The sequence below is a fragment of the Nocardioides pakistanensis genome (assembly GCF_054781215.1).
On the sequence record NZ_BAAGUV010000023.1, the window covers coordinates 244,513 to 255,324 of the forward strand.

Below are 10,812 nucleotides of genomic sequence, written 5' to 3' on the forward strand. Positions count from 1 at the left end.
GGGCCGGGCTCAGCCCAGCGGCTGGTCGGCGATCTTCATCACGCTGTCGGCGGCGAAGCCCACCGCCGGGTCACGGTCTGCGAAGTAGCTGCCGAGCTGCTTGTCGAGGTCGCCGAGGTCCCACGTGCCCCCTTGCGCGTCGAAGCGCTGCTCGAGAACCGGTGCGGCAAGCAGGGCGACCATCCCGCCGTACACCACGAACACCTGGCCGGTGATCTGCTCGGCCGCAGGCGACGCCAGGTAGGCGACGAGCGGCGCCACGTGCTCGGGCGAGAGCGGGTCGAGTCCCTCCGCGTCGTGCGCGCCGAAGACCTCCTCGGTCATCGCGGTGCGCGCGCGGGGCGCGATCGCGTTGGCGCGCACACCCATCCGGCCGAGCCCCCTGGCGGTGGAGAGGGTCAGGGCCGTGATCGCGCCCTTCGCTGCGGCGTAGTTCGCCTGTCCCGGGGAGCCGACGAGGAAGGCCTCGGAGGTGGTGTTGACCACCCGGCCGTACACCGGGCCACCCGTGGCCTTCGAGACCGAGCGCCAGTGCGCCCCGGCGTTGCGGGACAGCAGGAAGTGCCCGCGGAGGTGGACGCGGATCACCAGGTCCCAGTCCTCGTCCGACATGTTGAACAGCATCCTGTCGCGGAGCACGCCCGCGTTGTTGACGACGATGTCGAGGCTGCCGAGGTCGTCGACGGCAGCGCTGACCAGGGCGTCGGCGGTCGCGCGCTCGCCGATGTCACCGGCGACCACGACGGCCTCTCCCCCGGCCGCCCGGATCTCCTCGGCCACCTCGTCCGCGGCGCCCGGCAGGTCGTTGAGGACGACCCGGGCGCCCGCCCCGGCGAGCGCCAGTGCTTCGGCGCGGCCGAGACCGGCGCCGGCGCCGGTGACGACCGCCACCCGCCCGTCGAGGGACAACAGGTCCTGCGACATCAGCCGTTCCTCTCGATCCGGAGGGCGTTGCGCGGGCACGAGTCGACGGCCTGCAGGATCCGTGCCTCGTTGGCCTGGGTGACGTCGGTGCTCAGCAGGTGCAGGTTGTCGTCGTCGTCGAGCTGGAAGACGTCGGGGTCGATGCCGACGCAGATGCCGTTGGCCTCGCACAGGTCGTAGTCGACGGCCACCTTGCCGACGACGTCCGGGCTCTGGGTCATCGCGTTCTCCTCATCTGCGGTGTTGCTCATGACTTGGCCAGCATCTTGCGGTGGTCCCACGTCGCGACGCGCTCGGGTACGACGACCACGCCGACGCGCTTGCGCACCTGGCGCTCGACCTCGTCGCGGCCGATGTCACCCAGGTCGGCGCCGTCGACCATCGCACTCGCCACGGCGGTGCCGATCCGGCGGATCCCGTCCTCCTCGGTGACCAGCTCGGCGTGCCCGGTGATCGAGACACCGCGCAGCTCGAAGTAGTCGTCCCCGGTCTCGACCAGGCAGCTGATCCTGCTGTCGCGCTGGAGGTTCTTGATCTTCTGGGAGCGGCCGTAGGTCCAGAACACGATCCGGCCGTCCTGGACGACGTAGAACAGGGTGGTCAGGTGCGGGCTGCCATCGGGGTTGACCGTGGCGACCTGGACCTTCTTGTTCCCTTCCAGGAACTCCTCGACCTCGGCCTCGGTCATCTTGACCAGGTCCCTGCCGCTGCCCATCCCTCACCGCACCTTCCGGGCCCAGACCCGATCCGTGGAACCGCCGTCCATGTGGAACGTGTTCTAGTTTAGGGCCAAGTGCCCGGCCTTGGCCAGAGCGGCACACCGGCTGAGACGGACCGTCCGGCTCACAGCGCGTCGAGGTCGGCGACCAGCCAGGTGCCGTCGTCGACGGAGGGGCGGATGAACCCGGCCCTCGTGCGCCGGGTCAGGAAAGCGCTACGAGCGGGTTGCGAAGAGGTCACGGACCCCCGCCGGCCTGTCCCCGTAACCTGAAGGCCATGGCCACCCACGGGAACCGCACCGGCACCGTCTCGGTGTGGGCCGGCGACCTCACCGGGGTGCCGTTCCGGGACGAGGCATCCGCCGCGCCGCACTACGCCGCGAGCACGATGAAGCTGCCGCTTCTCGTCGCCGCCCACCGGTTGCACGAGCGCGGCGAGCTCGACCTGGACCAGCCGGTGGCCGTGCACAACGAGTTCGCCTCGGCGCAGGACGACAGCCCGTACTCCCTGGAGCAGGCCGACGACCAGGACGACGAGACCTGGGCCGCGCTCGGTGGCACGCGCACCTTGCGAACGCTGGCGCGAGCCGCGGTCGTCAGGTCGGGCAACCTCGCGACCAACCTCGTGCTGGAGCACGTCGGCGCGGGTGCGGTCGACGACGTGCTCCGCGACGCCGGGTGTACGTCGACCACGGTGCTGCCACGCGGCATCGGCGACGCCGCCGCACGGGAGGCCGGCATCGACAACGTGGTGACGGCCGCCGACCTGGGCCTGGTGATGGCCGCGCTCGCCGACGGCCGTCTCGCCGGGGCCGAGACCTCCCGCGCGCTGGAGGCGGTGCTCGCCGACCAGCAGCACCGTGACAAGATCCCAGCCGGGCTTCCCGCGGACACCTACGTCGCCAACAAGACCGGGTGGGTCGACGGGGTCGCCCACGACGTGGCGCTGGTCCGCCCGGCCGGCGCCGCGCCCTACGTGCTGGCCGTGTGCACGACCACGGAGCTGAGCGACGAGGCGGCGAGCCGGCTGATCGCCGAGGTGAGCCGGGCGATCTGGGAGGAGCGGACGGGTTGAGCAGGATCGAGCAGGTCGCGTGTCACCGGGTGAGCGTGCCGCTGCACACCCCCTTCGTCACCGCGCTGCGACGCACCACCACGACCGACAGCCTGCTGGTGCAGGTCACCGACGACGACGGGGTCAGCGGCTGGGGCGAGGCGCCGCAGGTCTGGCAGGTCACCGGTGACTCGGTCGCCGGTTCGCAGGCCTGCGTCGAGGGGCCGCTGGCCGCGCTGCTCGTCGGCGCCGACCCGGACGACCTGGTCGACCTCACCGCGCGGGCCCGGGGCGCGGTGGCGCGGAACTTCGCGGCGAAGGCCGCGGTCGACGTCGCGCTCCACGACCTCGCCGCGCGCCGGCTCGGTGTCCCGCTCCCCCGCCTGCTCGGCTCCGCGACCCGACAGGTCCCCACGGACGTGACGCTGTCGGCGGGGACGGCAGCCGACCTCGCGGAGGCGGCCGCCGCGCGCCGCGCCGATGGCTTCACGGTGCTGAAGATGAAGGTCGGGACCGATCCACGCACCGACGTCGAGCGAGTGCTCGGCGCCCGTGCGGCCGTCGGCCCGGACGTCGCTCTCCGGCTGGACGCCAACCAGGGCTGGAAGGCCAAGGACGCGGTCCGGGTGATCCGTGATCTGGAGGAAGCCGGAGCCGGGGTCGAGGTCGTCGAGCAGCCGGTCCGCGGCGAGGACCTCGACGCCCTGGCCTGGGTGACCGAGCGGGTGAGCACCCCGGTGATGGCCGATGAGTCGGTCTACGGCCTGCGGGACCTGGTCGAGGTGATCCGGCGACGCGCCGCGGACATGGTCAACGTCAAGCTCGCCAAGTGCGGAGGGATCGGCCCGGCGCGCACGCTGCTCGAGCTCGCCCGGGCCCATGACATGGGGACGATCGTCGGCTCGATGATGGAGACCCACGTCGGCGTCGGCGCGGCAGCGAGCCTGGTCGCGGCCCTCGGCACGACCGCGGTCCCCGATCTGGACGCCGCCTGGTGGTCGGCGAGCTCACCGGTCCGCGGTGGCCTGCGCTACGAGGGGGCGAGCGTCGTACTCCCTGACGCGCCGGGGCTGGGGATCGAGGGTCTGCGATGACCGACTGCGGGACGGCCGAGGTGCGCGAGGTCGCAGTGCCCGTGACGACGCTGTGGACCGCGCCCGAGGCGCCGCGCGAGATCGACCGGCCGGCCGTCCTCGACGTGCCCGACATGACCGCGTGGACCGCCTCCATGGATGCGACGGTGCGCAAGGGGCTGACCGGGCGCACGCTGACGCAGGCGCTGCTGGGCGAGCCGGTGCACGTGCTCGGGCGGGTCGGCGACTGGGTCCGGGTGGCGGCGCTGTGGCAGCCGTCGTCGGCGCATCCGAGCGGCTATCCCGGCTGGGTCCGTCGCAGCCATCTCGCGCCCGCTGTGCCCGGCGGGGCGGCCCACCGTGCGGTGGTGGTCTCCCCCACCGCTGAGCTGGTCCTCGACGGCGGCGCCAGGTTCAGGGTCTCCTTCGGCACCTCGCTGGCGGTGGCCGACGCCGCGACGGTCCTCGGTGACGACGGACGGGGCAGGGGTCAGGGCGCCCGCGCGGTGGAGGTCCTGCTGCCCGGCTCGGGCGGCCCGGTCGGCGGACGACTGGCGGCTGCCGACGTCCGGCTGGTCGCGGGAGGCCAGGCGCCGCCCCCGACCGCGGAGAGCCTGCTCGCCACCGCCGAGATGTTCCTCGGCCTGCGCTACCTGTGGGGCGGCACGTCGGCCTGGGGCCTGGACTGCTCGGGACTGGTGCACCTGGTGCTGCGCACCCACGGTGTGACCGTGCCGCGTGACGCCTTCGACCAGGCCGACCGGCTGGTCCCGGTCGACCTCGACGCCGTGGAGCCCGGGGACCTGTACTTCTTCGCACGACCGGGTGAGCGCGTCTACCACGTGGGGTTCGTCTCGGCGCCGGTGGCGGCCGACGGGGTCCGCCGGATGCTGCACGCACCCGAGGGTGGCGAGCTGGTCGAGGACGCGCCCCTGGCCCCGCACCGTGTCGAGACGCTGGTCTCGGCGGCACGGATCCAGGAGCGCGTGCGTCAGGGGTGAGACGGAGGCTCAGTCCTCGTCGTCGCCCTCCTCGTCGAGGAGCCCCTCCTTCTTCGCCTCCTCGACGAGCCGGCGCACGTTCTCGATGTTGCCGCAGTCGTTATCGATCTGGCGGTTGCGCTCGGTGGCGAACTGCTCGCCGAGGTCGGCGCGGACCTGCTCGGAGACCTCCTCGCGCGCCGGGTTGAGGATGGTCAGCTCCTCCTCGGTGAGGTGGTGGTTGATCGCCTCCGCGAGCTCCTCGACAGCGTCGTCGAAGGCCTGGGTGTCGGTGCCCTTGAGCTCGAGCAGGGCGAGCAGCTTCTCGTTGCCCTCCGCGTGCTCCTCCTCGCCGTGCTCGGCTTCGTGCTCGTCGATGGCGTCCTTGCGACGCAGCGCGGGGTAGACGAACTTCTCCTCCGCCTCGGCGTGCGCGACGTGCAGCGCCGCGAAGGCCGCGCGCACGGCGTCGCGGTCGGAGGTGCTGTCACGCAGCTGACGCATCAGCTGCTCGAAACGACGGTGGTCCTCGAGGATCAGCTCGATGACGTCCCCGGACACAGGGCGTCCCAGCTCGATAGGAGTGCTCATGGCACCGGTATACCCCCTCGAGGGGGCGCCATGCTCGTCGTACCGCTCACACGGCGGCGAGGATCAGCCGGTGGTCTCCCGGCGGGGGCCGGTGGCCTCGTCGAGATCGGACCGGCTTCGGTTGCGCGAGACGCGCAGGCTCACCACCGCGGTGACCGCCAGGGTGCCCACGATCACGGTCAGCGAGACCCAGATCGGGATCTCGAGCCACTTGGCGTCGATGTTGTCGCCGCCGTTGATGAAGGGCAGCTCGTTCTCGTGCAGGGCGTGGAAGATCAGCTTCACGCCGATGAAGCCGAGCAGGAAGGCCAGCCCGTAGGAGAGGAAGATCAGGCGCTGCAGCAGGCCGCCGATCAGGAAGTACAGCTGCCGCAGGCCCATCAGCGCGAAGATGTTGGCGGTGAACACGAGGTAGGGGTCCCGGGTGAGGCCGTAGATCGCCGGGATCGAGTCCAGCGCGAAGAGCAGGTCGGTCGTGCCGAGCGCGAGGATCACCAGGAACATCGGGGTGATCAGCCGCTTGCCGTCGATCGTGGCGAACAGCTTGGTGCCGTGCCACTCCGAAGTGGCCGGGAAGCGCCGCTCGACGAGCTTGATCAGCTTGTTCTCCTCGTACTCCTCCTCGTCCTCGGCGCCCTCCTTGGCGAGCTTGACGGCGGTGAAGATCAAGAAGGCGCCGAAGATGTAGAACACCCAGCTGAACTGGTTGATCGCGGCGGCGCCGACCAGGATGAAGATCGCGCGCATGATCAGCGCGAGCACGATGCCGACCATCAGCGCGGTCTGCTGGTACTGACGCGGCACCGAGAACTTGCTCATGATGATCAAGAAGATGAACAGGTTGTCGACCGAGAGGGAGTACTCGGTCAGCCAGCCGGCGAAGAACTCCGGGCCCGGGGACGGGCTCAGCGCGTGCGGCTCGGCGAACAGCCACAGTGCGGCGCCGAAGATGACCGCCAGGCCCACGAAGAAGGCCAGGTGGAGGGAGACCTCCTTCATCGACGGCTCGTGCGGGCGGCGGGCGATGACCAGGAGGTCGACGAGGAGCACGCCGATCGTGACCACGACGGTGACGATCCAGATCGTCGGACTGGCGACGGAGTCACCGATCAGGCTGTTCACGTACGAGCTCCTCCGGGGGCAGGCAGGTCGATGGCCCCGGAGGTCTTGGCCGTCCGGAACCCGGGCAAGTTTCCCAGACCCACCCGCCCCGGCCAAACGCGTGCCGGCTCGCCGTCCGCCATCGGCGCGGACCCTTGCCGCGCTGTGTGCGCTGTGTCACAGTCCGGCCATGACCTTCCTGACACGTCTGCCGTCCGAGCCCAGCACCATCGACGAGCCCCTTGCTCACTGGGCCAAGGAGAACCCCGACGGCGAGGCGGTGCTGTACGGCGAACGTCGGTGGACGTGGTCACAGTGGAACGACCGGGTACGTCGTGCGGCCGGTGGGCTCCAGGCGCTCGGCGTCGGACGCGGGGACGTGGTGGCGTTCCTCGACAAGAACCACCCGGCCTGTGTCGAGATCACCCTGGCGGCCGGCTCCATCGGCGCCGCCCACGCGATCATCAACTGGCGCTCCGCGGGTGACGAGGTCGACTACGCGGTCAACGACTCGGGGGCGAAGGTGCTCTTCGTGGGCCAGGAGCTGATGCCCACGATCGAGGGGATCCGGGACCGCCTCACCGGGGTCGACACGATCATCATGGTCACCCCGGACGGGGCCGAGGGTGACGAGTACGAAGCCTGGCTGGCCGCTTCAGAGCCGCTGGAGCGTCCCGACGAGACCGCGCCGGACGACGTCTGCCTGGTGATGTACAGCTCCGGCACCACGGGCCGACCCAAGGGCGTCATGCTGACGCACCGCAACATGATCCGGCACACCGACAACGCCCACGAGGGCTGGGGCTTCGACGAGGGTGACAAGTCGCTGGTGGCGATGCCGCTGTTCCACGTCGGCGGCTCGTCGTACATCTTGTTCTCGATCTTCGACGGCGTCCCCAGCGTGATGACCCGCGACCCCGACGGTGCCTCGCTGGCCTGGGGCATCCTCAACGGCGCCAACCGCACCTTCCTGGTCCCCGCTGTCCTGGCCCAGGTGCTGCAGAGTGGCCCCGACGCGGTCAAGCTGTTCGGCGCCCTGAAGAGCTACACCTACGGCGCCGCGCCGATGCCCACTCCCCTGCTGCGCGCCGCGATGGAGGCCTGGCCCGACACCGACTTCATGCAGGTCTACGGGCTGACCGAGGTGGCCGGCGTGATCACGCACCTGCTCCCCGATGCGCACCGGGACTCTGCGCACCCCGAGCGGCTGCTCTCCGCGGGCACCGTGCTGCCCGAGGCGGAGTGCCGGGTGGTCGACGTGGCGACCGGGCAGGACGTGCCGAGGGGGACGTCGGGAGAACTGTGGTTCCGGACCCCGCAGCTGATGAAGGGCTATCTCGGCAAGGACGAGGAGACCCGGAAGGTGATCACCGAGGACGGGTGGTTCCGCACCGGTGACATCGGCCGGATGGACGACGGTGGCTTCGTGTACGTCGAGGACCGGCTCAAGGACATGATCATCTCCGGCGGCGAGAACATCTACTCCCCCGAGGTCGAGCGGGTCCTCTCCGAGCACCCTGCGGTTGCCGAGGTCGCTGTGATCGGCGTCCCGGACGACCAGTGGGGCGAGGTCGTGAAGGCCGTGGTCGGACTCAAGCCCGACACGACCGCGACCTCGGAGGAGCTGATCGAGCACTGCCGTGACCGGCTGGCCCACTTCAAGTGCCCCCGCAGCGTCGACGTCGTGCCGGCCCTCCCCCGCAACCCGACCGGGAAGATCCTCAAGAAGGACCTGAGGGCGCCTTACTGGGAGGGCCACGACCGGTCGATCGTCTGATCCGACGCTGTCGGGGCGCGTCGCACTCCCGCGCCCAGCCAGCCGCTCTCAGCCGGCGAGAGGACGCGGGGCTTGCGGGAGCTGCCGGTCGAGGGCCCTCAGCACCGCGGGCCGGATCAGCCTGATGAACGGCCCCGTCGCTCGCCAGTAGCGGAGGAACCGTCGACGGCTGACCTCGTCCGTCGCCGAGACCCGGGTCTCCAGGGTGAGGATGCACGCGCGAGCGCCGTACGGGGTGACCCGGGTGCTCTCGGCCATCTTGGCGAAGCCGGGCTCGGCGAACCCGGCAAAGCCGTCCGCGGTGACCGGTTCGGCCGGCTCGCCGCCGGTGCCGCGCCACGGCTTGGTCACGGTGCCGTACACGAGCTGGGCGCCGGGACGCTCCCCGAGCAGGATCCAGCCGTGGGCCGGCAGGTCGCGAACCCGGAACGTCGGCGGCTCGGGGGCCACGGTCTCGCCACGGCGCCGCGCCCTGGCATCGGCGACACGAGCCGGCAGAGCACGCGCACCGATCAGGACGCGGGCCAGCGGAAGCTGGTACAGGTCGAAGGTGACGGCGGCCTCGAACACCTCCTCAGGTGCGGCGCGGAACACCTGCGACACCGCCACGACGTGGTCGTAGGTGGGAAGGAACTCGTCCAGCAGCAAGGTCTCTGTCATGTCGCCTCCGACCTCCGGCGCCCTCGCTGTCGATTGTCCTCCGACCTCGCCGATGACGGGGCCGATCGGGCCGGACGTCGGGAGTGACCGGTCAGCACTCAGGCGCCGTGCAGCAGCACCAGCTCGGCGAGGTCGACCTCCAGCGGCGACACCCACACCTCGTCCACGAACGGAACGGGGCTCTCCTCCGGACGCCCTCGGGCATGGTCGACCGGTGACACCGCAGGCCCGGACCTCGGCTCCTTGCCCAGCGCGTGCGTGCCGGAGTGGTCGACGCGGAACCAGTACCCATGGGGAGAGCGCCACAGGAACACACCCGGAGCGGGTTGTCGCAGGCTCCACCGGCCGTGAGTCTTCACGCGGTGTGGGAAGCGGGCCAGCAGACCCAGGTTGCCGAGGTGCGTCTGCCCCGGAGGACCGCCCCTGGCCCGGGGGACGTACGGCTCGGTGTGGTCGGTGTCCTTCGCGCGCGACATGTTGGTCCCCCAGGGCGAGACGCACGCCGGGTTGCGCAGGAACAGCGCCTCGTCGGTCTCCGCGGGCACCTCGTAACCGTCGACCGGTCGCTGCCCGGCCACGTCGAGAACTCGGACCGGCCGGACCAGACAGCCGCGGAGGAAGTCCTGCACCTGGGTAGCGGTGATCGCGCCGACACCCTCCATCCTGGCCACGCCGTGACCAGTGCGGATCGTGTCCTCGCTGGCATGGATGTAGAGCACGGCCGGAGGCAGCAGCTTCTTCGGGTCGACCCGACCCAGCACGTCGAGCGCGCCGCGGCGGAGGTCGAGACCGCGGGCGGGCTTCACGAACGGGATCGGGTCACCGGCCACGGCCCGCTCACCGCGGCAGGTCGGACACCGCGGCGTCCTCGGCTCGGCTCCCCCGGTTTCCGCAGGTTCTCCTTCGCCGTTGTCCCCGTCGTCCGCTGCGTCACCGGCGTCCGCTGCGTCACCGGCGTCCGCTGCGTCACCGGCGTCCGCACCACCGGCGTCGGCACCATCCTCGGGAAGGTCGTCGCCCTCATCATCGGCGCTACAGCGGCCACCAGCCGCAGCCGCTGCGGCGGCGGACTCCTCGAGCAGCAGGAGCGCCCGTGCCGGGTTGGCGAGGATCCCGATCGCCTTGGACCGCCGGACGTCGACCGGATCGGTGTCGCCGCGCTCGAGCAGGACCGTGGCGATCCGGTCCACCATCGCCACGAAGAAGATCACGTCGCCCGCGGTCGCCCGCGCCACCAGGATCTTCAGACCGTGTTCGGTGGACTGACCGGTGCGCACGAACCGCGCCAACGCGGCCGCCTCCGCCCTCGCCTCGGCTGCCTCCGGGTCGGCCTCGACGATCCGGCCGCGCACCAGCTCCTCGAACCGGGACCACGGCAGCGCCGCCAGGTAGGGCGTCGTGGCCGCGTCGACGGCCCGGGCCTGGTCGAGGTCGAGGCCGGCCTCGGCACACAACCGGGCCACGGCGCGCGCCTGCCACACGCGCGCCCGCTGCCCGGCCACCTCCTGCCACAGCAGGGGATGGCGGTGCCGCACGTTGACGGCGTCGCGCAGGAAGCACGCCGCGGCGGCGTAGCCCATGCCGAGCTGGACGCCCAGCTCCATCGCCGCGAACTCGGCCACGAGCGGAGTCCCGTGGGCACCTGCCCGCTTCGCCCGCTCCATGCCCGGTCGGGGTCGAACACCCGACCGGCGTCGCTCCTCGACCAGTGCCTCGCCCGAGTGCAGGTCGGCCCAGTGCGCCGCCAGCGCGAAGCGCGCCGCCTCCGCCGCGACCATGTCCGCATGGACGCGCTCGGCCTCGGCCAGGACACCCTCGGCGTCCAGCTCGGTCAGCGCGTCCATCCCGTCCATGCATCCGAACATACGTCCTGCATCTCTGCTTGAGTGCAGTTGGCGCTCAGCCGCCGATCAGTTCCTTGAGCGGGTGAGGG

Annotated in this window: 11 protein-coding genes; 4 read left to right on the plus strand and 7 right to left on the minus strand. The window is 71.3% G+C overall.

Annotation, left to right across the window (positions count from 1 at the left end; all coding sequences use genetic code 11):
* Window positions 1-9 precede the first annotated feature (9 nt).
* From ACYVIH_RS10820 to ACYVIH_RS10830, 3 genes are read right to left on the minus strand one after another with little or no spacing between them, the layout of a single operon-like run.
* Window positions 10-924, minus strand: a complete 915-nt coding sequence (locus ACYVIH_RS10820; protein ID WP_460869129.1) for a 3-oxoacyl-ACP reductase — start codon at window positions 922-924, stop codon at window positions 10-12.
* Complete coding sequence (locus tag ACYVIH_RS10825) at window positions 924-1,175, minus strand: ferredoxin (protein WP_460869131.1); 252 nt, start codon at window positions 1,173-1,175, stop codon at window positions 924-926. Before ACYVIH_RS10825 ends, ACYVIH_RS10820 begins: the two co-directional genes overlap by 1 nt.
* Window positions 1,172-1,639, minus strand: coding sequence for a pyridoxamine 5'-phosphate oxidase family protein (locus tag ACYVIH_RS10830; protein WP_460869133.1), 468 nt, complete (start codon window positions 1,637-1,639; stop codon window positions 1,172-1,174). The genes ACYVIH_RS10825 and ACYVIH_RS10830 overlap by 4 nt, the downstream gene beginning before the upstream one ends.
* Window positions 1,640-1,920: 281 nt before the next feature.
* Here ACYVIH_RS10830 and ACYVIH_RS10835 point away from each other — a divergent pair, with 281 nt between their 5' ends.
* Genes ACYVIH_RS10835 through ACYVIH_RS10845 form a run of 3 tightly spaced genes read left to right on the plus strand, consistent with a single transcriptional unit; the run spans window position 1,921 to window position 4,771 of the window.
* On the plus strand, window positions 1,921-2,718 hold the full coding sequence (locus ACYVIH_RS10835) for a serine hydrolase (RefSeq protein WP_460869135.1): 798 nt from the start codon (window positions 1,921-1,923) through the stop codon (window positions 2,716-2,718).
* Complete coding sequence (locus ACYVIH_RS10840) at window positions 2,715-3,791, plus strand: mandelate racemase/muconate lactonizing enzyme family protein (protein WP_460869137.1); 1,077 nt, start codon at window positions 2,715-2,717, stop codon at window positions 3,789-3,791. The genes ACYVIH_RS10835 and ACYVIH_RS10840 overlap by 4 nt, the downstream gene beginning before the upstream one ends.
* Window positions 3,788-4,771, plus strand: coding sequence for a C40 family peptidase (locus tag ACYVIH_RS10845; RefSeq protein WP_460869139.1), 984 nt, complete (start codon window positions 3,788-3,790; stop codon window positions 4,769-4,771). Before ACYVIH_RS10840 ends, ACYVIH_RS10845 begins: the two co-directional genes overlap by 4 nt.
* Window positions 4,772-4,780: 9 nt before the next feature.
* Here the strand turns inward: ACYVIH_RS10845 and ACYVIH_RS10850 are convergent, their stop codons facing one another.
* Both ACYVIH_RS10850 and ACYVIH_RS10855 read right to left on the minus strand, forming a co-directional pair.
* Window positions 4,781-5,341, minus strand: a complete 561-nt coding sequence (locus ACYVIH_RS10850) for a hemerythrin domain-containing protein (RefSeq protein WP_460869141.1) — start codon at window positions 5,339-5,341, stop codon at window positions 4,781-4,783.
* 63 nt (window positions 5,342-5,404) lie between these two features.
* Window positions 5,405-6,463 (minus strand): TerC family protein, encoded by a 1,059-nt coding sequence (locus ACYVIH_RS10855; RefSeq protein WP_460869143.1) that lies wholly within the window; start codon window positions 6,461-6,463, stop codon window positions 5,405-5,407.
* A 169-nt stretch (window positions 6,464-6,632) separates the two neighbouring features.
* Here ACYVIH_RS10855 and ACYVIH_RS10860 point away from each other — a divergent pair, with 169 nt between their 5' ends.
* Window positions 6,633-8,219 (plus strand): long-chain-fatty-acid--CoA ligase, encoded by a 1,587-nt coding sequence (locus tag ACYVIH_RS10860; RefSeq protein WP_460869145.1) that lies wholly within the window; start codon window positions 6,633-6,635, stop codon window positions 8,217-8,219.
* Between the two features lie 48 nt (window positions 8,220-8,267).
* Here the strand turns inward: ACYVIH_RS10860 and ACYVIH_RS10865 are convergent, their stop codons facing one another.
* Window positions 8,268-8,879, minus strand: coding sequence for a hypothetical protein (locus ACYVIH_RS10865; protein ID WP_460869147.1), 612 nt, complete (start codon window positions 8,877-8,879; stop codon window positions 8,268-8,270).
* Between the two features lie 98 nt (window positions 8,880-8,977).
* Window positions 8,978-10,732, minus strand: a complete 1,755-nt coding sequence (locus ACYVIH_RS10870; RefSeq protein ID WP_460869149.1) for a hypothetical protein — start codon at window positions 10,730-10,732, stop codon at window positions 8,978-8,980.
* Window positions 10,733-10,812: the final 80 nt, after the last annotated feature.